Origin of the sequence: Pantoea sp. UYEF8 (assembly GCF_040546285.1) — a bacterium.
Taxonomy (GTDB): domain Bacteria; phylum Pseudomonadota; class Gammaproteobacteria; order Enterobacterales; family Enterobacteriaceae; genus Pantoea; species Pantoea brenneri.
Map to the genome: position 1 here is coordinate 174278 of NZ_JBEPNM010000002.1, position 22560 is coordinate 196837.

Consider the following 22560-nt stretch of genomic DNA (forward strand, 5'->3'; position numbering starts at 1 on the left):
TTTCTTTGCGCTTAATGAGGCTGACGCAGCACCGCGCGCGAATCGATAACCAGACAGTCACCCGGACAACCGGCTTCGTCGGTAATAACCGGATTCGCCGGCAGCGTAAACGCCATGCCGTTTTGTTGCCGGATAAAGTGCGCCATGCCGGCAAAGGTCCATGACATGCTTAATCCCAGCCCGCCAAAATCATCATATTTACGCAATGTCGCCACTTTCGGCAGATATTCTCCGGTCAGACGGTAATAGAGCGCGCCATGGAAATCTTTTGGCACCTGAGAGGTGATGGCCTGATTAAGCAGCGCAAACTCTTTACGCGCCGGAACCGAATAGCCGTTGTTGAGATGACTGATTGCCAGTGAAGCCGCTGCCAGCACCAGCGCGGCATATAAGCACTTTTTCCATTTAAATTTTTGGCTGATCTCAAACAGACCGACAATAAAAATGCTGGTTGAAATCAGGGCGCCGGCAATCAGGGTACGATAGGCTGCCATGCTTTCACTGACAATCAGATTGGGCAGCGCGGCGATCAGCAATAAAAAAAAGATCAGGCAGAACTTATCAGTGCCAGCGGCTTTAATTTTCTTTAGCCCAAAGCCAATGACGATTAAAGAGAGAATCACCGAAACGGTTTTTGCCCCGAGATCAAAATGACAGATGATGTTTTTAAGGTACTCTGAAAAGAACCATTTCACCTTATTCAGCAGATCGTAGCTAAATGCCGAACGCGGCAGCGCATGGCCATAAAGCTGGACTGGCAACACCTTCGACGCAATCAAGGCGGCAAACATGCCCGCGCCCAATACCACCAGCGAAATCACGGCACGTTTTTTATCGATCCTGCGTGCTGAGAGGCACAAATCCAGCATGGCAAAAAAGGTAAAGCTCATCGCAGCTGGCTGATAAATACAGAAGGCGATGGTCAGCAGAAAGATCGCCAATAGTGGCCCAGCTACGCCTGGCTTCACGGACCATCGATAACTCGCGCCAGCCAGCAGAATCGCGGCGATATAGGGAAAGCAGGATGCCCAGGCGATATAAACCTGGAAAGAAGGCAGCAGGCAGAGCAACAGTGAAAAGGTTATGCGCTGCGCCTGGCTTTCCATCAGCGCGTATTTCTGAGTCAGGGTATAAAGATAATAGCCGGTAAAAATAAGCAGAATAATTGCCACTGCACGCAGCAGCGCCAGTTTTTCTACGCTATCAACAATAAAAGAGGCGGCATACTGGATGATTCCGTACACCGGCCGGCCTGATAACGTATCCCAGTTTAAAATACTCCGCTGATCGAAGATGGCCCAGTAGAGGTTGGTCCAGTCATCGGTATAGGCATAATGGGTTAAATAAGCCGGATAGTATGCAAAAAGAAACACCACTATAAAGAGCGCAAACACGTTGCCACGGCTCAGGCCCTGTTTACCGATCATCATCTTTCATCCTTTGTTATTGGCACGCTGCTGTTGCCACGCGGTGGCATAATTCATCATCTTTCAGTACTGTTTTTTTTTAACTTATCGCTGTTTCGTAAAATATAACGTGGCCGGTTTTTGGTCTCCATATAGATGCGACCGATATATTCGCCGAGCACGCCAATGCCGATAAGCTGAACGCCGCCCAGAAACAGCACTGAAACCAGGATCGAGGGATAGCCCGGCACCGGATTGCCAAACAGCAGTTTGTCGACAATCAGCCACAGGCCATAAAGAAAGGCTAATGAGGCGACCAGAAAACCAATGTACGACCAGATACGAAGCGGGAAGGTCGAGAATGAGGTCAGTCCCTCCAGCGCCAGATTCCAGAGCTTCCAGCCGCTGAATTTACTGTTGCCCGCTATCCGTTCTGTACGGATATATTCGACAATCTCTGTCTGCCCGCCAACCCAGCTAAGAATACCTTTCATGAATAAATTTTTTTCAGGCAGCAGCTTAATATTTTCCACCACTTCCCGTGACATCAGCCGGAAATCACCCACGTTCTCTTCTATCTGAGGATGGCTGATGCAATTATGCAGCTTATAAAACCAGTGCGCGGTTTTACGTTTCAGATGGCCATCGGCGCTTCTGTCAATTCGCTTGGCTAAGACGATATCAGCACCCGCCTGCCACTTGCTGACCATTTGTGGGATCAGCGAAATCGGGTCCTGCAAATCAACGTCAATCGGAATGATGGCATCACCCGTAGCAGCTTCCAGGCCGGCGAACAGCGCCGCCTCTTTGCCAAAATTGCGGATAAAGGAGAGGGTACTCACCAGCGGATCGCGCTGGCTAAGCTGGGCAATCAGTGCCCGGGTGGCGTCCGTACTGCCATCGTCAATAAAAACGATCTCGACCTGCCACTCGGCAAATGCGGCATATTTCCTGACGGCATCGTAAAAAAGAGGAATCACCTCTTCCTCATTGAAAACCGGCACCACCAGAGAAATCTTCATTTATTTCCTTTAAACACGATAAAGTGGGAAAAGATAAAGCCACAGGCCAGGCTCAGGGCCGAAGACGTTATCAGCGTAACGAGCGGGTAAAGGCCGATCCGGTCCGCCAGATAGCCAACACCAAAGGCCATCGCGCCCATAAATATCACGTACAAAATATAGCGAAAGGGTGTGGCTTGCTGATTAAAGGTCCAGCGTGCATTAACAAAGAATGAGAAGGTTACCGCCAGACCAAAGGCAATAACATTCGCAGTGGACTGCAGTAAACCCTGACTGATGCAGATAAAAAATGTGACCCAATGGATCAGAGTATTCACTACGCCAACGGTCAGATATTTAGCAAAGAAAGTAAGCATTTTATAATCATTATTAATGGGTTGAGTGAAATATACAGTAAGTCCGCACCGATCAACAGTTTCGTACTGACAAAGACTGACAATCAAGCCCGCCAGCCCCATCAGAAGCAGACAGTACAAAAGGCAGCCAAACGCCGCGTGGCTGTCAACTTTTCCTGACAGAGCCCTTTCTGCTGGCGCATCTCTTAGCGTATCATCGCCCCATCTGAACCTGATTAAGGCCATCGCAATGCGTCTGGAAGTGTTCTGTCAGGACCGAATCGGTCTGACGCGCGAACTGCTCGACCTGTTGGTTGCGCGCAATATCGATCTGCGCGGTATCGAAATCGCGGCGTTAGGCCGCATCTACCTCAACTTTTCCGCGCTGGAATTTGATGCTTTCAGCAGCCTGATGGCAGAAATCCGGCGTACACCGGGCGTAACAGATGTGCGTACCGTGGCGTACATGCCTTCGGAACGTGAGCATCGTGCGTTGAGTGCGCTGCTGGTGGCGATGCCGGAACCGGTCTTCTCCATCGATCTGAAAAGTAAAGTGGAACTGGCGAACCCGGCGGCGCAGAATCTGTTCAATCTCGACGAACAGAAGATGCGAAATTTCAGTGCCGGTAACCTGATTAACGGTTTTAATTTCATGCGCTGGCTGGAAAGCGAGCGGGTGGAAGCGCAGGCCCAGCATGTGGTGATTGAAGGACGGGATTTCCTGATGGAAGCGCGACCGATCTATCTTTCCGGTGAAGAGGGCCAGAACGATCAGCCGGTTGGTGCCATGGTGATGCTGAAATCCACCGCGCGCATGGGCCAGCAGTTACAGAACCTGGTGGTAACCGACGAATCGGAGTTTGACCATATTGTCGCGGTGACGCCAAAAATGCGTCAGGTTGTGGATCAGGCGCGCAAGCTGGCGATGCACGATGCGCCGTTGCTGATCATTGGTGACACTGGCACCGGTAAAGATATGCTGGCGCGCGCCTGTCATCTGCGCAGCGCGCGCGGTAAAAAGCCGTTCCTGGCGCTTAACTGCGCCTCGCTGCCGGATGATGTTGCCGAGAGCGAACTGTTTGGTCATGCCGCCGGGGCTTACCCGAATGCGCTGGAGGGTAAGAAAGGCTTCTTTGAACAGGCTAATGGCGGCTCTGTCTTGCTGGATGAGATCGGCGAGATGTCGCCAAGAATGCAGACCAAGCTGCTGCGTTTCCTCAATGATGGGACTTTCCGCCGGGTCGGCGAAGAGCATGAAGTGCATGTCAATGTGCGCGTCATCTGCGCCACCCAGAAGAACCTGATTGAGCTGGTGCAGCGCGGCGAATTCCGTGAGGATCTGTTTTACCGGCTGAACGTCCTGACCCTGCATCTGCCACCGCTACGCGACCGTCCGCAGGATATCCTGCCGCTGACCGAGATGTTTGTCGCCCGCTTCGCCGACGAACAGGGGATGCCTCGTCCGCGCCTGTCGCCGCAGCTTAATGCCTTTTTAACCCGCTATGCCTGGCCAGGTAACGTGCGTCAGTTGAAAAATGCGCTTTACCGCGCGCTGACCCAACTCGAAGGCTATGAACTGCGTCCTCAGGATATCGTGTTACCGGAGCAGGCGCTGGATGTGTCGTTGGGGGATGAGGCACTGGAAGGCACGCTCGATCAGATTACCAGCCGTTTTGAGCGTTCGATTCTGACCCGGCTCTATCTCTCCTATCCCAGCACCCGCAAGCTGGCTAAACGGCTCGGCGTATCGCACACCGCGATTGCCAATAAGCTGCGTGAATATGGATTGGGGCAGAAGCGAACTGAAAGTGAGTAGGTGACCTGCGAGGGTGATAAAAAAGCGGATAACCGGGTTATCCGCTTTTTTTTTACTTCAGCGCTGCCAGCGCCGCGTCATAGTCCGGCTCAGTGGTAATTTCATCCACCAGCTGGCTATAAATCACCTTGTCGTCTTCATCCAGCACAATGACCGCGCGTGCCGTCAGGCCTTCCAGCGCACCATCGGCAATTTCCACACCGTAGTCATACTTAAACTCTGAACCGCGCAGGGTCGACAGCGTTACTACGTTGCTGAGGTTCTCTGCGCCACAAAAGCGCGACTGGGCAAACGGCAAATCAGCAGAGATGCACAGCACAACCGTGTTATTCAGTTCACCCGCCGCCTGATTAAACTTGCGTACTGAAGAGGCACAGACGCCGGTATCAATGCTGGGGAAAATGTTCAGAATTTTACGTTTTCCTGCATACTCAGAGAGCGCAACGTTGACCAGGTTTTTTGCCACCAGCGTGAATGCTTTGGCTTTATCGCCAGCCTGAGGAAACTGACCCGCAACCGGTACTGCGTTACCCTGAAAATGAACAGTCTGAGACATACTGATTCCTTTTTGATGGTGAAGAGATCTGACTTATAAACGGCTAAAAACGCGCTATAGTCGTTGTTTATGACATAAAATTTAAGGGTTTACGAGTTCAATTATTGAGTTTAGCGCAGGCAGCCTGCCATTGCGTTGCAGATTCTGGAGAGTAAATGAGAACGGTAAAAAGTTATCCCGAAGCCTGGCCGCTACATACGCCGTTTGTCATTGCCCGTGGAACACGCACTGAAGTAAAAGTGGTGGTGGTTGAAATTGAAGAGGCGGGCATGAAAGGGGTCGGTGAAGCGACGCCTTATGCACGCTACGGTGAAACCGAAGCCTCGGTACTGGCACAAATCGCCTCGCTGCTGCCTGCCTTACAGCAGGGAATGACGCGCGAAGCGCTGCAACAGGCACTGCCCGCCGGCGCGGCGCGCAACGCTATCGATAGCGCGTTATGGGATCTGGCGGCCCGCCAGCAACAGAGCAGCCTGTGGCAGCTCAGCGGCGTGGCGGCACCCGAGGGTGTGGTCACTGCCCAGACCGTCAGCATTGATACGCCGGAAGCGATGGCCAGCAGCGCCCAGGCGCTGTGGCAGCACGGGGCGACACTGCTGAAAATTAAGCTGGATAACAATTTTATTACCGAACGACTGATGGCGATCCGCGCCGCAGTGCCACAGGCGACGTTAATCGTCGACGCTAACGAATCGTGGCATGCGGAGGGACTGGCGGCGCGCTGTCAGCTGCTGGCCGATATCGGGGTGGCGATGCTGGAGCAGCCGTTGCCAGCGGGAGAAGATGCGGCGCTGGAGAACTTTATTCATCCGTTGCCGATCTGCGCCGATGAAAGCTGCCACACCCGTGACAGCCTGGCCGCGCTGCGCGGTCGTTATGAGATGGTCAACATCAAGCTGGATAAAGCCGGTGGACTGACCGAGGCGCTGGCGCTGGCGGCGACGGCACAGCAGCAAGGCTTTGCGCTGATGCTTGGCTGCATGCTCTGTACCTCACGCGCCATTCGCGCCGCATTGCCGCTGGTGCCGCAAACCCGCTTTGCCGACTTAGACGGGCCGACCTGGCTGGCGGTCGACGCAGAACCAGCCATTAAAGTGCAGAACGGTCAGTTGATTATTGCTGCCAGCGCAGCAGATTAACCATCATCTCCAGATAGGTTTCTGTGGCTTCATCCACTGAAATCACCGGCATTTCTGCCGTGACGCACGTCAGACTGAGATCCTTACACCAGCTACCAAACGAGCCTGGCGTGTCATAACCCACGCTACTGACGCGCGGCAGGCCGGTCTGTTGCGCCAGCCAGCCGCCGATCTCCGCCTGATGCGGATCGTCTATGCAGCCGAGTGGCTCGTGCCAGGAGACAATCCAGCGCGGCTTGAGCTGATGAATCAGGGCACACAGCGCCTGAGTTTCCGGTTCAGATGCCGGATGGCTGCCGGTGGATAAGGCGACGTCACGCGCATCCGCCACGCTGTTCCAGCGATAGACCGTGTCGCCTGATTGCCAGTTCGCCGCCGGGAAATTGCGGTTAAGATCGACGCCGTTAGCATTAGCGCGCAATCCCAGTTGACAGCCATCCGGGTTGACCGCCAGCACCACGTGGTGACGGCGCAGCGCGTCCGGCAGCGTGCGAAGCGCAGCAGAGAGCGTGGCGATCGCCGCATTTTCGTCGCCGTGGGTGCCCGCCAGGATCAGTCCGCTGTCGGCATCGCCCAGCGGAGCCGGGAACCACAGCAGCGGCGCGCCCAGCACTGAACGGCCATATTGCTGGTACGGAACGTCCAGTTTGCCGCGCAGCGGTCGTGGGTGTAATGACGACATGGTGATTTCCTCTGAAAGGGTTTTCCTAAAAGTAGCGGAAAAGCGGCGCGCGGAAAATAGCTATTTATCAATCAGCAATTTGCGATAAAGTGCCGCAAGACAAGCTGCGTCGGCATCGGACCGGGGCAGCGCTTCTTTGGGGTAAAGGAGTGATGATGGTTAAGACCTTTTGCATGACGCTGGCGGCGCTCAGCCTGAGCAGCGTACTCACACCCGCCATGGCGGCGACGCTACCCGCCGGCGCACAACTCGCTGACCAGCAACAGATTGTCCGTCATATCAAAGATGAGCCCGCTTCGCTCGATCCGCTCAAAGCGGTGGGGCTGCCGGAAATTCAGGTTATCCGCGATCTGTTTGAAGGGCTGACCAATCAGGATGCGCACGGCAAAATCGTTCCTGGCGTGGCACAAAGCTGGAGCAGCAGCGATAACAAAACCTGGATCTTTACCCTGCGCAATAACGCCCGCTGGTCCAACGGCGAGCCGGTCACCGCTCAGGATTTCGTCTACAGCTGGCAACGTCTGGTCGATCCTAAAAACAGTTCGGCCTTTGCCTGGTTTGCCGGCTTAAGCGGTATTGAGAATGCAGCAGCGATCACCAAAGGCGAAATGACGCCCGACAAGCTGGGCGTGGTGGCTCAGGACAACAACCGGCTGAAAGTTACGCTCGACCGTCCGGTGCCGTGGTTCCCGGCGCTGGTCGCCAACGTGGCGCTGTTTCCGGTTCCGCAGCAGGTGATTGCCCGGCAGGGCGACAGCTGGACTGCGCCAGGCAAGCTGGTGGGTAACGGCGCCTATCAGCTGAGCGAGCGGGTGGTGAATGAGAAAATTGTGCTGACGCGTAACCCGCACTACTGGGATGATGCCCATTCGGTGCTGACCAAAGTGACCTTCGTACCGATCAACGAAGAGTCGAGCGCCACCAAACGCTACCGCTCAGACGATATCGACATTACCGAATCCTTTCCTAAAAACATGTATGCACTGCTGAAGAAAACGCTGCCGGGGCAGGTGTATACGCCGGACCAGCTCGGTACCTATTATTACGCGTTTAATACCCAAAAAGGCCCGACCGCGGATGTCCGGGTGCGTAAGGCGCTGTCATGGTCGATTGATCGCCAGGTTATTGCCGACAAGGTGCTGGGAACCGGCGAAAAGCCCGCGTGGCACTTTACGCCGGACGTCACCGCCGGCTTTAAGCCGTTGCCGTCATTCCAGCAGCAGCACGATCAAAACAGTCTCAATGCCCAGGCCAAAGCCCTGCTGGCCTCAGCCGGTTATGGACCGGACAAGCCGCTGCGCCTCAAGCTGCTGTACAACACCTCTGAAAGCCATCAGAAAATCGCGATTGCGGTGGCCTCGATGTGGAAAAAGAACCTTGGCGTTGATGTCACGCTGGAGAATCAGGAGTGGAAAACCTACATCGACAGCCGCAACAGCGGTAATTTCGACGTTATCCGCGCCTCATGGGTTGGCGATTACAATGAGCCCTCCACCTTCCTCAATCTGCTGACCTCGGGCAACAGCAGTAATATCGCGCGCTTCAGCAATGCGGAATACGACGCGGTACTCGCCAGGGCCAGCAAAGAGACCAGCGACCAGGCACGCAACAGTGATTACAACCGTGCCGAGCAGATTCTGGCTGCTCAGGCGCCGATCGCGCCGATCTACCAGTACACCAACGGCCGCCTGATTAAACCCTGGGTCAAAGGCTACCCGATCACCAACCCGGAAGATGTGGCCTACAGCCGCGAACTGTGGATTGAAAAGCACTAGCCGTTTGCGGCCTGTAGTCAGGCCGCAGACTGACATCTTTCTACACAGCCCGGTGATTGCAACTCAACGCCGCCACGCTAGACTGTATCGTATTGATTTTAGTAGTGAGGCAAGGTTGTGGATGTAATTGACGGAAAAGCATTGCAGGTTTCAGACGCCATTATTTCCTGCCAGCTGGATGGAAAGGGCGGGCTGATCCCGATTGCAGAAGATGAAGTGATCCACTGCGAGCGGCCCTGCTGGCTGCATCTGAATTATACCCATCGTCAGAGCGCGGAATGGCTGCAATCGACGCCGCAAATCCCCGATGCGGTGCGTGACGCGTTAGCCGGCGATAGCATGCGGCCGCGCGTCAGCCGGCTGGGCGACGGGTTTATGATAGTGCTGCGAAGCGTCAACCATAACAGCGATGCGCGTCCCGACCAGCTGGTGGCGATGCGGGTGTTTATCAACGATAAACTGATTGTTTCGACCCGGCGGCGCAAAGTGTTCGCGGTGGATGAGGTGCTGACCGATCTGCAAAACGGTAACGGGCCCATCGACTGTGGCAGCTGGCTGGTGGACGTTTGCGATGCGCTGACCGATCACACCAGCGAATTTATCGAAGAGCTGCACGACAAAATCATCGAAATGGAAGATGCGCTGCTGGACCAGCGGATGCCGGCGCGCGGCGAACTGGGCTTACTGCGCAAGCAGCTGATTGTGATGCGGCGTTATATGGCACCGCAGCGCGACGTGTATGCCCGGCTGGCCAGCGAGAAGCTGGCGTGGATGGACGACAGTGAACGGCGGCGGATGCAGGAGATTGCCGATCGCCTCGGACGCGGACTGGATGACCTCGACGCTGGCGTGGCGCGGACCGCTATTCTGGCCGATGAAGTCGCCTCGCAGATGGCGGAGTCGATGAATCGCCGCACCTACACTATGTCGCTGATGGCGATGATTTTCCTGCCCGCCACCTTTCTCACCGGTTTGTTCGGCGTCAATCTGGGTGGCATTCCGGGTGGGGAGTGGCGTTACGGCTTTTCGATCTTCTGCCTGCTGCTGGTGGTGCTGGCGCTCAGCGTGGCCGGCTACCTGCGCAAGCGGCGCTGGCTGTAGCGGTATCACCGGCGGATTGCGCTGACCGGCCTGAAAAACGCCACTCAACCAACGCTGGCAGCGCTAAGCGAAAAAAAGCTGATCGATATCAATAACCCTTAAGGGCGACTGACGCAAACTCTCTCCCGCAGGTGAATGCAACGTCAAGCGATGGGCGTTGCGCTCCATATTGTCTTACTTCCTGATTTAGAATTAATGCATAGCACATTTAATTCGAAACACGCCGGCCACTGTGCCGGCTTTTTTTTTGCCGCCTGGCTGTGATGCGTTTCCTTTCCTATGCTTAAACTTCATTCGCAAGAAAAGGAGCACGGCATGAACGCGATTCTTAACAGCGAGCCGATCCCCACGGATCCGACCCCGATTCCTGACCCGATTCCCCAGCCACAACCGCAACCCGATCCGCCACCGGACCCGGAGTTTCCGCCGGTAATGGATCCGCCACCGCACCGAAACATATAAAAAAGGGCGTGCTGTTAACAGCACGCCCTTAATCGTGGCGGAGTGGCTTATTTAATCTGCACCACGTCCAGACGCGCGCTGACATCCGGCGCATCCTCTTCTTCCGCCCGCCAGCCTGCGGGTTGCAGTGGCAGGGTCTCACGGTCAAACGCCAGATCGCCGCCATCCACTACGGCATCGCCGTGCTTAATCCCTTTAAAATCGAACAGGTTGATGTCCGCCATGTGCGAAGGAACTACATTCTGCATTGCGCTGAACATGGTTTCGATACGGCCCGGATAACGCTTGTCCCAGTCACGCAGCATATCGGCCACCACCTGACGCTGCAGGTTCGGCTGAGAGCCACACAGGTTGCACGGGATAATCGGGAACTGACGAGCTTCAGAGAAGCGGATGATATCTTTCTCGCGGCAGTAGGCCAGCGGGCGAATCACAATGTGTTTGCCATCATCGCTCATCAGCTTGGGTGGCATGCCTTTCATCTTGCCGCCGTAGAACATGTTCAGGAACAGGGTTTGCAGGATGTCATCACGATGGTGGCCCAGCGCAATTTTGGTGCAACCCAGATCGCTGGCGGCACGATAAAGAATACCGCGGCGCAGACGAGAGCAGAGCGAGCAGGTGGTTTTGCCTTCCGGGATCTTATCTTTAACGATCGAATAGGTATCTTCTTCGATTATCCGGTATTCGACACCCTGCGAAGCCAGATATTCCGGCAGGATGTGCTCCGGGAAACCCGGCTGCTTCTGATCGAGGTTAACCGCAATCAGGCTGAAATTGACCGGCGCACTCTTTTGCAGGCTGCGCAGAATTTCCAGCATGGTGTAGCTGTCTTTACCGCCTGACAGGCAGACCATGATGCGGTCGCCTTCTTCGATCATATTAAAATCAGCAATTGCTTCGCCGACATGGCGACGCAGGCGTTTCTGTAATTTGTTAAAATTATACTGTTCTTTTGAACTGGTCACGTGATTCCTGGCCTGTAAACAGAGACGTCAGCGTCATGGCTGACGATAGAAATAACTTTTGCTGCGTATGGTACTTAATGTGCGCTGAAATACCAGTGCCAATTGGCGGCGGGCAGGGGCAAAAACCGGCGTGCCCGCAGTAAAGCTGATTACATCATCTCCAGCGACTGCACACCTTTGATTTCCATCACCTTATCGTACAGATGCGCATCGTTTGATTTGCGTGACAACGTCACCTGAACGCTGAGTTCGCACAGGCCACTCTCTTCATCGCGATTGATCACCGTCACGTTGCCGTAGCGTATGCCTTCCCGCTGCATCACCAGCAGCACCAGCGGGACGCTTTTGGGTTTAAGAAATACCAGCAGCGTATGGTGTTTGCCAATCAGAAAATGGCTGAGGCGGCGAAACACTTCCAGCACCACCAGCGCCAGTACCGTGCCGTAAATGCCAATCTCGTACATCCCGCTGCCGATCACCAGGCCAATCGCTGCGGTGACCCACAGACCCGCGGCGGTAGTTAACCCTTTCACCACCTGTTTCTGAATCATGATAGTGCCCGCGCCGAGGAAGCCCATGCCGCTGACCACCTGGGCCGCCACGCGGCTCGGGTCCAGCGCGACGTGCTCATTACTCAGCATATCGGCAAAGCCATATTTCGACACCAGCATAAACATCGCACTGCCAATCCCCACCAGAATGTGGGTGCGCAGTCCCGCCTCTTTGGCCCGCATCTGACGTTCCATTCCGATCAGACCGCCCAGCACCCCCGCCAGCGCGATGCGAATTAACATGTCAATTAACATGGCATTACTCCGATTTAATAAACGCCGGGAAAGTCTGACGATTCCCTGATAGCAGGTAAACAAGATAATTCTGCTTGCAAATGTCGCTGGAGAATTTTGTAAAAAGCTGTTTCACCCCTCGACCCCTTGCGCTGCCTGACATATGCTGGCTCAGCCTTTAACCCCAACCCCCGGAGTCTGACTGATGAAAGCAGCCACCTTTTTGCTGGCCGGTGCCGCGCTGATCCTCTCTGCCTGTAGCAGCAACAGTGATGACAACGAGCCACCGCAACAGGCGACAGCCGCCCATATCCAGCCCAGGGTGATGATGTCCTCGCTGGCTGAAAGTACCTGTTCCAATGCAGGCGGCACGCTGGCTTTTTCCCATCAGCTGGACGGTTCCCGGGTCGGCATGTGTCAGTTAGTGAATGGTCGTCGCTGTGATGAACAGGCATTGATTGGCGGACGCTGCGCCCGTTAAGTGACAGGCCGGAGAGTTCCGGCCCGCATGTTCAGGCAGAGATACGATTCGGGCAATTTTCGCCGCGATCGAGCTGGCTGAGATTATTCAGGGTAGTTTCAGAGATGGCGGTCAGCGCTTCGGCGGTTAAGAACGCCTGATGACCGGTAAACAGCACGTTGTGGCAGGCAGAAAGCCGGCGGAACACATCGTCCTGAATCACATCATTCGACTTATCTTCAAAGAACAGATCGCGTTCATTCTCATACACGTCCATGCCAAGCGACCCAATCTTCTGCTGTTTCAGCGCATCAATCGCTGCCTGTGAATCAATCAGACTACCGCGGCTGGTGTTGATGATCATCACGCCATCACGCATCTGGCTGAACGCGTCGGCGTTAAGCAGATGATAGTTTTCCGGCGTCAGCGGGCAGTGCAGCGTAATCACGTGCGATTCTGCGAACAGCGTTTTCAGATCGACATATTCGGCCCCCAACGCCAGCGCCTCATCGCTGGGATAGGGATCAAACGCCAGCAGGCGCATGCCTAATCCCTTGAGGATCCGCATTGTCGCGATGCCAATTTTACCGGTGCCAATGACGCCCGCGGTTTTACCGTGCATATTAAATCCGGTCAGGCCGTCGAGTGAGAAGTTGGCGTCACGGGTACGTTGATAGGCGCGATGAATGCGGCGGTTCAGGGTAAGCATCAGACCGACCGTATGTTCCGCCACCGCTTCCGGCGAATAGGCCGGTACCCTGACGACCGGCAGACCCAGTTCCGCCGCCGCGTCCAGATCGACATTGTTGAAACCGGCACAGCGCAGAGCGATGTACTTGACGCCCAGCGACGCCAGCTCCTCCAGTACCGGGCGGCTGCCATCATCATTGACAAAGATACAGACGGCATCACAACCGACGGCGTTTTTCGCCGTGCTCTCGGTCAGCAAAAAGTCAAAAAAAACCAGCTCAAAACCGAATTGCTGATTAACCTGTTCGAAGTACTTCTGATCGTAATGTTTGGTGCTGTAAACCGCGATCTTCATCGTTGTGCTCCTGCATACGGGTGTGGATCAAGGATAACGTTTTCTGACTGACTTTGCTCTAACCGCTGATTTGCGCGCTGGCCAGACCTTCACCTTCGGGGCGTTACATGCCATCATCGTTGTCAGGATACTGTAAGGAAAAGGATTATGGCTGTGATGCCACGGATTTTCCGGCGACGGCTGGCGGCCATTCTGGCGCTGATTCTGCTGTTGCTGGGCTTACTGCTGACGATCACTCAATGGCTGCCACGGTTAGTCGGCATCTGGCTGCCGGCAGAGACCCGCATTGCGCTCTCCGGATCGCCGCGCTGGCGGGATGGCGGCCTGTGGTTTCCCGGCATTCGCTATCTGGCCCAGGATTGCCTGCTGGCGGAGATCCAGTCGGCCTCGCTCGACTGGCACGATTCACGCTGGAAGCTCAATGCCGCACAGCTGACGCTGAACAGCGAATGCCTGCAAAAATTACCCGCCAGTGACGGCCCGTCGCCAGCGCCCAAAACGCTGGCCGAGTGGCAGGCGATGCTGCCGGGGGCCGACATTCATCTGGCGAAGCTGGTCGTCACGCCGTGGCAGACCTACGCCGGCGCGCTGGATCTGACGCTGGAAAAACAGCGTCAGCAACTCCGTTATCAGGGTGAGAACCTGCAGCTGGCGGCGACGCTGACCGGCCAGCAGCTCGCCATCAGTCGCCTGACGCTTAATCATGCCGCTTTACCTGAGCCGATCACCCTGAGCGGCCACCTCGAACTTCCGACTTTCGCCAGCGGGCTGCCGGTCAACGGTGAAGTGGCCGGACAGCTGGCGCTGACCGCGCTGCCGCATCCGCTGCAACTGACCCTTAACTGGCAGCAGCAGCAGGGCGTACTGAGCGTGGCGATGCCGGATACCCTGCAGCCGCTGCTGCAACTGCCGTGGCAGGCGAGCCACGATCAGATTCGCATCCAGCAGGGTCAGTATTTCTGGCCGCTGGCGGGTCAGCCGCTGTCAGGTTTCATTAATCTGACGCTGGACAACTGGCAGGCGGGCCTCGACGCCAGCCAGATTAGCGGCCGGATTAACCTGTTGACGCAGGGACGCGGCGGCAAAGGCAACGTGGTGCTGGGTATCGGTCCGGGTCATCTGAGCCTGACCGACAGCCACCTGCCGTTTCAGCTGACGGGCGAAAGCAAGCTCTCTGACCTGCAGCTTTACGGCTCGATTCCGGGTCTGCTCAGCGGCTCACTGCTCGATCCACAACTTTTGCTGCAACCTAAATCGCTGCTGCGACTGCGCGGTCGTCTGCTCTCGACGCTGGAGGTGGATGAGGCGCGCTGGCCGCTGGCGGGCGTCCGGCTCTCCACGCAGGGGATTGATGGGCGGCTGCAGGCGATCCTCAATGCGCACGACGCCAGTTTTGGCCGTTTCCGGCTGCACCTGGACGGTCGCGCCAATGATTTCTGGCCGGATAAAGGCGAATGGAACTGGCGCTACTGGGGCGGGGGCGAGATGCGGCCGCTGCAGGCGCGCTGGGATGTTAAAGGCACCGGCGGCTGGCGGGATACGCTGATTCATCTCGATACGCTCTCCACCGGCTTCAATCACCTCGCTTATGGCAGCGTCCAGGTTGAAAAGCCCCGTCTGACGTTGACCGCGCCGGTCTACTGGCAGCGCGCTGAGGCGCATCCGGCGTTTAACGGCGGCTTCAGGCTGCAGGCGGGGCCAACCCGTTTCAGTTATGGCGGCAGGCTGGCGGACGCGACGCTCGACTTTGAGGCCACGGGCCGCGACCCGGGGAATTTCATCTGGCGTGGTGCGCTCAACGCCGGTGAGGTGGGGCCGCTGCGGGTCCACGGTCGCTGGGATGGTGAACGGCTGCGTGGCGAAGCCTGGTGGCCAAAGCAATCGTTAACCGTATTCCAGCCGTTACTCAGTCCGGATCTGAAAATGCAGATCCGCAGCGGCGAACTGCAGGCGCAGGTGGCATTTTCTGCGGCGCGCGATCAGGGATTTCAGGCCGGTGGGCACTGGACGGTCAAAGCGGGCAGTCTCTGGACTCCGGACAGCCAGATTAACGGCGTCGATTTCTCGCTGCCGTTCCGGCTGAAAGATCAGCAGTGGCAGTTTGGTCAGCACGGTCCGGTTTCGCTGCGCATCGCCGAGGTAAAAAATCAGTTTGCGATGCAGAACATTCGTGCCGATCTGCAGGGAGCCTGGCCGTGGAGCGAACAGGCACCGCTGACCCTGCAGGATGTCAGTCTCGATCTGCTGGGCGGGCAGATCAGCTTACCGGCGCTTCAGATGCCGCAGCATCAGCCGGCGCGGGTATCACTGCGCAATATCAGCCTGAGCGAGCTGGTGACGGCGATCAAACCAAAACAGTTTGCCATGTCCGGACGGGTAAACGGCGAGCTGCCGCTGTGGCTGAATAATCCGCGCTGGCTGATCGAGAAAGGGTGGATCGCCAACAGTGGTCCGCTGACCTTCCGGCTCGATAAAAATATGGCGGATGCGATCACCCGCAATAACGTGGCGACCGGCGCGGCGCTGGACTGGCTGCGCTACATGGAGATTTCCCGCTCGTGGGCCACCATCAACCTGAATAATCTCGGCGATCTCACCATGGAAGCGCAGGTGCAGGGCGTCAGCCGCTTCAGCAACCGTCGGCAGACCGTCAACCTCAACTATCATCATCAGGAAAATTTGTTTCAGCTGTGGCGCAGTCTGCGCTTTGGCGATAATTTGCAATCCTGGGTGGAGCAACATGCCACTCTGCCATCGAACAAGGACACCTCACCATGAGCCTCAGGGCATTACTGGTTCTGGCAGCCGGGCTGCCGCTGATCGGCTGTGTGCCACGCATTGAAGTGACGGCACCCAAAGATCCGATCACCATCAATATGAACGTGAAAATCGAGCATGAGATTCACATCAAAGTAGATAAAGACGTGGAAGCGTTATTGAAAAACCAGAGCGATCTGTTCTGAGGAGAGCGAGTATGAAACGCATCAGCGTAGCCCTGTTGCTCGCCCTGGTGATGGCCCAGCCTGCCTGGGCGCTGACGCTGGACGAGGCCCGCCAGTCGGGACGGGTGGGCGAAACCCTGTCGGGCTATCTGGCCGCCCGGGCGCAGGACAGCGAAACCCTGGCGCTGACAGAACGCATTAACGCGGGACGACAGCAGCAGTATCAGCGGGTGGCAGAGCAGAACAATTTAACCACCGCCGAGGTTGCCAGCATCGCCGGCCAGAAACTGGTCAGCCGCGCCGCGGCGGGCGAATATGTTCGCGGCATCAACGGTCAGTGGCTGAAGAAAGAGTAACGCCAGGCGAAAAAAAGCCGGGCACAGGGCCCGGCAAGTACAACGGCATCAAAAGATTATGCAGTGACGATCTGCTGGATAGTATCTTTAGCTTCAGCGGTCGCTTTGTTAGCCACTTCCGGACCGTAAGCGATACCTTCAGCGAATACGAACTCAACGTCGGTAATACCGATGAAGCCCAGGAACAGCTTCACGTATGGCGTCAGCAGATCGGACGCGGTGTCTTTGTGAATGCCGCCACGGCTGGAAATCACCACCGCACGCTTGCCTTTCACCAGACCTTCCGGGCCTGCTTCGGTGTAGCGGAAAGTCACGCCAGCACGAGCGATCAGGTCGAAGTAGTTCTTCAGCTGAGTCGGGATGTTGAAGTTGTACATTGGTGCAGCGATCACGATTTCATCATGCGCCTGCAGTTCTGCAATCAGCTCATCAGACAGCGCCAGCGCCTCCTGCTGACGTGGTGACAGTGGCGCATCAGACGGACGCAGCGCACCAACCAGCTCACCATCCAGTACCGGAATCGGGTTTGCTGCCAGATCGCGTACGGTCACTTCTTTGCCCTGAGACTTTGCCTGTTCAACGTAGAAGTCAGCCAGTTGGCTGGATTGTGAGTAGCCTGCGAGGATGCTTGATTTCAGAACTAAAACTTTGCTCATGGTGATTTCCTGTCTGTAACGCGGAAGGCTTTCCGCTCAATGGTTTACACTCTACGGTTATCAATGGCGCGGTGAAAGCGCAATATTTCGAGGTCAATGTTCGAATTTATTGAATAAGCGTAACGTGCGCCGCCCTCCGGCACAGGTCGAAATGTGCTATGATGCGCGCAATTATTTTATTGAATCAGCCGGTTATCCCGGCTTGCAGCGCGCTGCTATCGGCAGCGACAGCGTCTGAGTAAGGTACGTCATTATTATGTCATCTCCCGATACCTCCCCACTGGCTTCACTCTGGTCACGGCTTGACGGGTTAATGCTGCGCGACCGCCAGCGCCTGCAGCGTCGCTTACAGGGTGCCAGGAAAGTTAAAAATCCGGCGGCTCAACAGGGCATCGCCAGCGAGCTGGAGCAGGATTTTAGCGCCGCCGAGCAGAAGGTGGCCCAGCGTCGCGCGGCCACCCCGGCCATCACCTTCCCGGAAAATCTGCCGGTCAGCCAGAAGCAGCAGGATATTGCCGCGGCGATACGCGATCATCAGGTGGTGATTGTGGCTGGCGAAACCGGCTCCGGTAAAACCACCCAGCTGCCGAAGATCTGTCTGGCGCTGGGGCGTGGCGTGACCGGGCTGATTGGCCATACCCAGCCGCGTCGCCTGGCGGCGCGCACCGTGGCGAATCGCATCGCCGACGAGCTGGATACCTCGCTCGGCGGCTGCGTCGGTTACAAAGTGCGATTCAACGATCAGGTCAGCGATCTGACCCAGATCAAATTGATGACCGACGGGATTTTGCTGGCGGAAATTCAGCAGGACCGTCTGCTGATGCAGTACGACACCATCATCATCGATGAAGCGCATGAGCGCAGCCTGAACATCGACTTCCTGCTGGGTTACCTGCGTGAACTGCTGCCGCGTCGGCCCGATCTGAAAGTGATCATCACCTCAGCGACCATCGATCCGCAGCGTTTTTCGCGGCATTTCAATAATGCGCCGGTGATTGAAGTCTCTGGCCGCACCTATCCGGTGGAAGTGCGCTACCGGCCGGTAGTGGAAGAGGCGGATGACGGCGATCGCGATCAGCTGCAGGCGATCTTTGATGCGGTAGATGAACTGAGCCATGAGAGCCGCGGCGATATCCTGATATTCATGAGTGGTGAACGTGAGATCCGTGATACCGCAGACGCGCTGATTAAACGTGATTTGCCGCATACCGAGATTCTGCCTCTCTACGCCCGGCTGTCGAATGCCGAGCAGAATCGGGTATTCCAGTCACACAGCGGCCGGCGGATTGTGCTGGCCACCAACGTGGCGGAAACCTCGCTAACGGTGCCCGGCATCAAATATGTTATCGATCCCGGAACCGCGCGCATCAGCCGCTACAGCTTCCGCACCAAAGTGCAGCGACTGCCGATAGAGCCGATTTCACAGGCGTCGGCCAATCAGCGTAAAGGGCGCTGTGGTCGTGTGTCAGAAGGGATCTGTATCCGGCTCTATTCCGAAGATGACTTTCTCAGCCGCCCGGCGTTTACCGATCCTGAAATCCTGCGCACCAATCTGGCGTCGGTTATTCTGCAGATGACCGCGCTGGGACTGGGCGATATCGCCGCCTTCCCGTTTGTTGAAGCGCCGGATAAGCGCAATATTCAGGATGGGGTACGCCTGCTGGAAGAGCTGGGCGCGCTGACCCTGAACGAAGAGGACGGCCATTACCAGTTGACCGGTTCCGGCCGTCAGCTGGCGCAGTTGCCGGTCGATCCAAGACTGGCGCGGATGGTGCTGGAAGCGCAGAAATTTGGCTGTGTACGTGAAGTGATGATCATCACCGCCGGCTTATCGATTCAGGACCCACGCGAGCGTCCCGCCGAGAAAAAGCAGGCGTCTGACGAAAAACATCGGCGATTTGCTGATAAAGATTCCGACTTCCTCGCCTTCGTTAACCTGTGGAATTACCTGGCTGAGCAGCAAAAGGCGCTGTCGGGTAACCTGTTCCGCCGCCAGTGCAAAAGCGATTTCCTCAACTATTTGCGGGTGCGTGAATGGCAGGATATCTACACCCAGCTGCGGCAGGTGGTGCGCGAACTGGGCATTCCGGTCAATAGCGAGCCGGCAGGCATGCGCGAAGTTCACTGCGCACTGTTAAGCGGCCTGCTGTCGCATATCGGCCAGAAAGATGCCGATAAGCAGGAGTTCACCGGCGCGCGTAATACCCGCTTCGCCATCTTCCCCGGCTCCGGGCTGTTTAAGAAGCCGCCGAAATGGACCATGGTAGCGGAACTGGTGGAGACCAGCCGGCTGTGGGGCCGCACCGCCGGGCGCATCGAGCCGGAGTGGATTGAGCCGCTGGCCCAGCACCTGATCAAGCGCAGCTACAGCGAACCGCACTGGGAGAAATCGCAGGGTGCTGTGATGGCCACCGAGAAAGTGACGCTGTATGGCCTGCCGATAGTGGCGGCGCGCAAAGTCAATTATGGCCGCATTGATCCGACCCTGAGCCGTGAGCTGTTTATCCGTCATGCGCTGGTAGAGGGCGACTGGCAGACGCGTCACGCCTTCTTCCGCAACAATCAGAAGCTGCGCAGCGAAGTCGAAGATCTGGAGCATAAATCGCGTCGTCGCGACATTCTGGTCGATGACGAAACCCTGTTCGCCTTTTACGATCAGCGTATCGGTAAAGAGGTGGTGTCGGCGAAGCACTTTGATAGCTGGTGGAAACAGGCCAGCCGCGACAACCCGGAATTGCTTAACTTTGATAAGCAGATGCTGATCAAGGAGGGTGCGGACAAGGTCAGCCAGCTCGACTATCCCAACTTCTGGCATCAGGGCAACCTCAAGCTGAAGCTCAGCTACCAGTTTGAACCGGGTGCTGATGCCGACGGTGTGACGGTGCATATCCCGCTGCCACTGCTTAACCAGGTGGAAGAGAGTGGCTTTGAGTGGCAGATTCCGGGCGTGCGGCGCGAACTGATTATTGCGCTGATTAAGTCGCTGCCTAAGCCGCTGCGGCGCAATCTGGTGCCGGCACCGAACTACGCCGAAGCGTTTCTGGGTCGGGTCACGGCAATGGAGATGCCGCTGCTGGATGCGCTGTCACGGGAGTTTCGCCGCATGACCGGCGTCACGCTGGAGCGGGAAAACTGGCAGTGGGATCAGGTGCCCGATCATCTGAAAATGACCTTCCGGGTGGTGGATGAACACAACCGCAAACTGCTGGAAGGCAAAGATCTGACCGCCCTCAAGGCGCAGCTGAAAGGCAAAGTGCAGGAAACCCTGTCAAAAGTGGCGGACGACGGGCTGGAACAGAGTGGCTTGCATATCTGGAGCTTCGGCGACCTGCCGCGCAGCTACGAGCAGAAGCGCGGCAGCTATCAGGTGAAAGCCTGGCCGGCACTGGTTGATGAGAAAGAGAGCGTCGCTATCCGGCTGTTCGACAGCGAGCAGGAGCAGCAGAAGATGATGTGGCGCGGACAGCGCCGTCTGCTGCTGCTCAACGTGCCGTCGCCAGTGAAGTACCTGCACGAAAAACTGCCGAACAAAGCCAAACTCGGGCTCTACTTCAACCCGTATGGCAAAGTGCTGGAGTTGATCGATGACTGTATCGCCTGTGGTATTGATAAGCTGATTGCCGAAGCGGGCGGACCGGCCTGGGATCAGGCCGGGTTTGAGGCGCTGCGGGACAAGGTGCGCGCTGAACTGAACGAGACCGTGGTGACCATTGCTAAGCAGGTCGAGCAGATCCTGACGGCAGTGTTCAACATCAATAAGCGCCTGAAAGGACGGGTCGACATGACGATGGCGCTGGCGTTATCCGATATCAAAGCGCAGCTCAGTGGCCTGGTCTATCGCGGTTTTGTCACCGGCAACGGCTGGCAGCGGCTCGGCGACAGTCTGCGCTATCTGCATGGCATCGAACGGCGGCTGGAAAAACTGCCAGCCGATCCGCACAGCGATCGGGCGCGGATGCTGAAAGTGCAGGCGGTGGAGCAGGCGTATCAGGCGTGGCGCAATAAATTGCCGCCGCAGCGTCAGGATGATGAAGAAGTGCAGGCGATCCGCTGGATGATTGAAGAGCTGCGGATTAGCTACTTTGCCCAGCAGCTCGGCACGCCTTATCCCATCTCTGATAAGCGCATTCTGCAGACCATGGAGCAGATTGCAGGCTGATAAAAAACCGGGGCGCGTCAGTGATGACGCGCCCCGGCTTCTCTTTGCGGCACATAGCCGATTACTGCGCTAACGCTTCCAGCTCGTCTCTGAACGAGGTAACGGCAATCGCACGGTTGTCGGCCAGATAACGATCTTTCGCGGCGGGCGCTGAGCTTTGCACCGCAATCAACTGCCAGCCTTTATCACTGTTCAGCAGCAGCGGTGAACCACTGTCGCCGGGCAGCGTATCACACTGATGCGACAGCACGGCGCGTTGCGCCCAGCCGGTAACCAAACAGTCACTGTGAGAATAAAGCGTATCGAGATGATCGGCCGGATAACCCGCCTGGGTCACTTTGCGACCGGTCTGCTTCAGCGCCGCAGTTAACTCACTGCGTGAGCCATCAAACAGTGGAATCGGCGTAATGGCGGAAGGGGGATTGCGCAAAATCACGATGCCGTAGTCAAACGGCGCGGCGTTGCTCGGCACGATCCAGCCTTCACCGTCCGCTTTCAGCTTTGAGGCCAGCGACGGTTCGACGCGGGCATCAATGTCGTGGATTTCATATCGCCAGCCTTTATCGCTCGCCATAAAGCGCAGCGCAACCGGCTTATCGAAATTGCCCGGTGGCGCGAGTAAACAGTGTCCGGCCGTCAGGGCCAGATGCGGTGAGATCAGCGTGGCGGTGCAGAGGTTACCGCTTTCGGTTTCCAGCTGTCCAATAGCATCCCAGGGGGCCGCGGTAATATCGGTGATGGCTTTGCGATGATCTTTGCCGAAAAACAGCATTTTGATTTCGTCAGGCGTTGGCGTGTCGTCATCATCATCGGCATGAGCAAAGGAGGTAAAACTGAAAAGTCCAACCATTAACAAGATAGCCAGGCGCATAGAACTCTCAATGGCGAGAAAAAG

General features: G+C 56.5%; 20 protein-coding genes. 10 read left to right on the forward strand and 10 right to left on the reverse strand.

Annotated features, from left to right (window positions below; all coding sequences use genetic code 11):
• Positions 1-11: 11 nt before the first annotated feature.
• From ABIB18_RS04315 to ABIB18_RS04325, 3 genes are read right to left on the reverse strand one after another with little or no spacing between them, the layout of a single operon-like run.
• Complete coding sequence (locus ABIB18_RS04315) at positions 12-1430, reverse strand: glucosyltransferase domain-containing protein (protein WP_354473710.1); 1419 nt, start codon at positions 1428-1430, stop codon at positions 12-14.
• A 53-nt stretch (positions 1431-1483) separates the two neighbouring features.
• Positions 1484-2428, reverse strand: a complete 945-nt coding sequence (locus ABIB18_RS04320; protein ID WP_354473711.1) for a glycosyltransferase family 2 protein — start codon at positions 2426-2428, stop codon at positions 1484-1486.
• Positions 2425-2784, reverse strand: coding sequence for a GtrA family protein (locus ABIB18_RS04325; RefSeq protein WP_031376977.1), 360 nt, complete (start codon positions 2782-2784; stop codon positions 2425-2427). Before ABIB18_RS04325 ends, ABIB18_RS04320 begins: the two co-directional genes overlap by 4 nt.
• 229 nt (positions 2785-3013) lie before the next feature.
• On the opposite strand from ABIB18_RS04325, the gene tyrR reads away from it, so the two are divergent.
• Positions 3014-4579, forward strand: a complete 1566-nt coding sequence (gene tyrR, locus ABIB18_RS04330) for a transcriptional regulator TyrR (RefSeq protein WP_031376976.1) — start codon at positions 3014-3016, stop codon at positions 4577-4579.
• Between the two features lie 52 nt (positions 4580-4631).
• Here the strand turns inward: tyrR and tpx are convergent, their stop codons facing one another.
• The gene (gene tpx, locus ABIB18_RS04335; protein WP_031376975.1) at positions 4632-5135 is read right to left on the reverse strand and encodes a thiol peroxidase; all 504 of its coding nucleotides are present in this window, start codon (positions 5133-5135) and stop codon (positions 4632-4634) included.
• A 155-nt stretch (positions 5136-5290) separates the two neighbouring features.
• On the opposite strand from tpx, the gene ycjG reads away from it, so the two are divergent.
• Positions 5291-6274 carry an L-Ala-D/L-Glu epimerase gene (ycjG, locus tag ABIB18_RS04340; protein WP_159222940.1) on the forward strand — a complete coding sequence of 328 codons (984 nt, stop codon included), beginning with the start codon at positions 5291-5293 and terminating at the stop codon, positions 6272-6274.
• On the opposite strand, the gene mpaA is transcribed toward ycjG, so the two are convergent.
• The gene (mpaA, locus tag ABIB18_RS04345) at positions 6249-6956 is read right to left on the reverse strand and encodes a murein tripeptide amidase MpaA (protein ID WP_069728370.1); all 708 of its coding nucleotides are present in this window, start codon (positions 6954-6956) and stop codon (positions 6249-6251) included. The two genes, ycjG and mpaA, sit on opposite strands and share 26 nt — an antisense overlap.
• Positions 6957-7111: 155 nt before the next feature.
• Between mpaA and ABIB18_RS04350 the strand changes: the two genes are divergently transcribed.
• The 3 genes from ABIB18_RS04350 (at position 7112) to ynaL (ending at position 10294) form a co-directional block, all read left to right on the forward strand.
• On the forward strand, positions 7112-8731 hold the full coding sequence (locus tag ABIB18_RS04350) for a peptide ABC transporter substrate-binding protein (protein ID WP_069728369.1): 1620 nt from the start codon (positions 7112-7114) through the stop codon (positions 8729-8731).
• Positions 8732-8848: 117 nt separating this feature from the next.
• Positions 8849-9832 carry a zinc transporter ZntB gene (zntB, locus tag ABIB18_RS04355; protein ID WP_031376786.1) on the forward strand — a complete coding sequence of 328 codons (984 nt, stop codon included), beginning with the start codon at positions 8849-8851 and terminating at the stop codon, positions 9830-9832.
• Between the two features lie 315 nt (positions 9833-10147).
• A complete protein-coding gene (gene ynaL / locus ABIB18_RS04360; protein ID WP_162836816.1) occupies positions 10148-10294 on the forward strand; it encodes a proline-rich small protein YnaL in 147 nt (48 codons plus the stop codon).
• A 47-nt stretch (positions 10295-10341) separates the two neighbouring features.
• On the opposite strand, the gene ttcA is transcribed toward ynaL, so the two are convergent.
• On the reverse strand, positions 10342-11262 hold the full coding sequence (gene ttcA / locus ABIB18_RS04365; RefSeq protein ID WP_031376785.1) for a tRNA 2-thiocytidine(32) synthetase TtcA: 921 nt from the start codon (positions 11260-11262) through the stop codon (positions 10342-10344).
• A gap of 149 nt (positions 11263-11411) precedes the next feature.
• Positions 11412-12068 (reverse strand): MgtC/SapB family protein, encoded by a 657-nt coding sequence (locus tag ABIB18_RS04370; protein WP_031376784.1) that lies wholly within the window; start codon positions 12066-12068, stop codon positions 11412-11414.
• A 184-nt stretch (positions 12069-12252) separates the two neighbouring features.
• On the opposite strand from ABIB18_RS04370, the gene ABIB18_RS04375 reads away from it, so the two are divergent.
• Positions 12253-12528, forward strand: a complete 276-nt coding sequence (locus tag ABIB18_RS04375) for a putative hemolysin (RefSeq protein WP_069728368.1) — start codon at positions 12253-12255, stop codon at positions 12526-12528.
• A 31-nt stretch (positions 12529-12559) separates the two neighbouring features.
• On the opposite strand, the gene ABIB18_RS04380 is transcribed toward ABIB18_RS04375, so the two are convergent.
• Positions 12560-13552: a 2-hydroxyacid dehydrogenase gene (locus tag ABIB18_RS04380; RefSeq protein ID WP_069728367.1), complete on the reverse strand. Its 993-nt coding sequence runs from the start codon at positions 13550-13552 to the stop codon at positions 12560-12562.
• A 147-nt stretch (positions 13553-13699) separates the two neighbouring features.
• Between ABIB18_RS04380 and ABIB18_RS04385 the strand changes: the two genes are divergently transcribed.
• From ABIB18_RS04385 to ABIB18_RS04395, 3 genes are read left to right on the forward strand one after another with little or no spacing between them, the layout of a single operon-like run.
• Positions 13700-16330 (forward strand): YdbH family protein, encoded by a 2631-nt coding sequence (locus ABIB18_RS04385; protein WP_354473712.1) that lies wholly within the window; start codon positions 13700-13702, stop codon positions 16328-16330.
• Positions 16327-16515, forward strand: coding sequence for a YnbE family lipoprotein (locus tag ABIB18_RS04390; RefSeq protein WP_031376780.1), 189 nt, complete (start codon positions 16327-16329; stop codon positions 16513-16515). The genes ABIB18_RS04385 and ABIB18_RS04390 overlap by 4 nt, the downstream gene beginning before the upstream one ends.
• A gap of 11 nt (positions 16516-16526) precedes the next feature.
• Positions 16527-16850, forward strand: a complete 324-nt coding sequence (locus tag ABIB18_RS04395) for a YdbL family probable chaperone protein (RefSeq protein WP_069728365.1) — start codon at positions 16527-16529, stop codon at positions 16848-16850.
• A gap of 56 nt (positions 16851-16906) precedes the next feature.
• On the opposite strand, the gene azoR is transcribed toward ABIB18_RS04395, so the two are convergent.
• Complete coding sequence (gene azoR / locus ABIB18_RS04400) at positions 16907-17506, reverse strand: FMN-dependent NADH-azoreductase (RefSeq protein ID WP_031376778.1); 600 nt, start codon at positions 17504-17506, stop codon at positions 16907-16909.
• Positions 17507-17762: 256 nt separating this feature from the next.
• Between azoR and hrpA the strand changes: the two genes are divergently transcribed.
• Entirely contained in the window at positions 17763-21665 is a 3903-nt protein-coding gene (hrpA, locus tag ABIB18_RS04405; RefSeq protein WP_069728364.1) for an ATP-dependent RNA helicase HrpA, read from the forward strand.
• A 61-nt stretch (positions 21666-21726) separates the two neighbouring features.
• Here hrpA and ABIB18_RS04410 read toward each other — a convergent pair whose 3' ends face one another.
• Entirely contained in the window at positions 21727-22536 is an 810-nt protein-coding gene (locus tag ABIB18_RS04410) for a trypsin-like serine peptidase (RefSeq protein WP_354473713.1), read from the reverse strand.
• Between the last annotated feature and the right edge of the window lie 24 nt (positions 22537-22560).

Excerpts from the sequence above, each read along its gene's own strand:
- ABIB18_RS04320 (WP_354473711.1), bottom strand. The coding sequence starts at position 2,428 with ATGAAGATTTCTCTGGTGGTGCCGGTTTTCAATGAGGAAGAGGTGATT.
- tpx (WP_031376975.1), bottom strand. The coding sequence starts at position 5,135 with ATGTCTCAGACTGTTCATTTTCAGGGTAACGCAGTACCGGTTGCGGGT.
- ABIB18_RS04350 (WP_069728369.1), top strand. The coding sequence starts at position 7,112 with ATGGTTAAGACCTTTTGCATGACGCTGGCGGCGCTCAGCCTGAGCAGC.
- ABIB18_RS04385 (WP_354473712.1), top strand. The coding sequence starts at position 13,700 with ATGGCTGTGATGCCACGGATTTTCCGGCGACGGCTGGCGGCCATTCTG.
- ABIB18_RS04410 (WP_354473713.1), bottom strand. The coding sequence starts at position 22,536 with ATGCGCCTGGCTATCTTGTTAATGGTTGGACTTTTCAGTTTTACCTCC.
- ABIB18_RS04395 (WP_069728365.1), top strand. The coding sequence starts at position 16,527 with ATGAAACGCATCAGCGTAGCCCTGTTGCTCGCCCTGGTGATGGCCCAG.
- mpaA (WP_069728370.1), bottom strand. The coding sequence starts at position 6,956 with ATGTCGTCATTACACCCACGACCGCTGCGCGGCAAACTGGACGTTCCG.
- ABIB18_RS04375 (WP_069728368.1), top strand. The coding sequence starts at position 12,253 with ATGAAAGCAGCCACCTTTTTGCTGGCCGGTGCCGCGCTGATCCTCTCT.
- ynaL (WP_162836816.1), top strand. The coding sequence starts at position 10,148 with ATGAACGCGATTCTTAACAGCGAGCCGATCCCCACGGATCCGACCCCG.
- ABIB18_RS04325 (WP_031376977.1), bottom strand. The coding sequence starts at position 2,784 with ATGCTTACTTTCTTTGCTAAATATCTGACCGTTGGCGTAGTGAATACT.
- ABIB18_RS04390 (WP_031376780.1), top strand. The coding sequence starts at position 16,327 with ATGAGCCTCAGGGCATTACTGGTTCTGGCAGCCGGGCTGCCGCTGATC.
- tyrR (WP_031376976.1), top strand. The coding sequence starts at position 3,014 with ATGCGTCTGGAAGTGTTCTGTCAGGACCGAATCGGTCTGACGCGCGAA.
- ABIB18_RS04380 (WP_069728367.1), bottom strand. The coding sequence starts at position 13,552 with ATGAAGATCGCGGTTTACAGCACCAAACATTACGATCAGAAGTACTTC.
- ABIB18_RS04315 (WP_354473710.1), bottom strand. The coding sequence starts at position 1,430 with ATGATGATCGGTAAACAGGGCCTGAGCCGTGGCAACGTGTTTGCGCTC.
- ycjG (WP_159222940.1), top strand. The coding sequence starts at position 5,291 with ATGAGAACGGTAAAAAGTTATCCCGAAGCCTGGCCGCTACATACGCCG.
- azoR (WP_031376778.1), bottom strand. The coding sequence starts at position 17,506 with ATGAGCAAAGTTTTAGTTCTGAAATCAAGCATCCTCGCAGGCTACTCA.
- ABIB18_RS04370 (WP_031376784.1), bottom strand. The coding sequence starts at position 12,068 with ATGTTAATTGACATGTTAATTCGCATCGCGCTGGCGGGGGTGCTGGGC.
- hrpA (WP_069728364.1), top strand. The coding sequence starts at position 17,763 with ATGTCATCTCCCGATACCTCCCCACTGGCTTCACTCTGGTCACGGCTT.